A 272-nucleotide genomic window follows, 5' to 3' on the forward strand; every position below is an offset into this window, starting at 1 on the left:
GTACAGACCCAGCAGCACATTCACCGAAATGGCCTTGGTGATCAGTGGATCGTTGTCGTAGGACGCCACGCGTTCCGGGTCATGGCTGAGAAACTTGGCCTTGACGTAGCTGTTGACGAAAAAGTTGCCGCGAAACTTGCGCATCAGTGCCAGGCCGGTGCGGGCGAAGGGTACGTACAGCTTGACCTTGAAGGCTGGCGAGGCGAGCACCAGGGCGCGGATTTTCGGTGCGTAGTCATGAACCCAGGTGGCCGCGATTACCGCACCGACGC

The 272-nt window shown here is 59.6% G+C and carries 1 protein-coding gene; it reads right to left on the bottom strand.

The genetic code is table 11. The annotated features are described in order from the left end of the window. Positions 1 to 272: serine aminopeptidase domain-containing protein (locus AAEZ05_RS28680; RefSeq protein ID WP_350649985.1), on the bottom strand; the 272-nt coding region annotated here is incomplete at both ends.

The organism is Pseudomonas sp. HY13-MNA-CIBAN-0226, from assembly GCF_040310305.1.
In the GTDB taxonomy this organism is placed as follows: domain Bacteria; phylum Pseudomonadota; class Gammaproteobacteria; order Pseudomonadales; family Pseudomonadaceae; genus Aquipseudomonas; species Aquipseudomonas gregormendelii.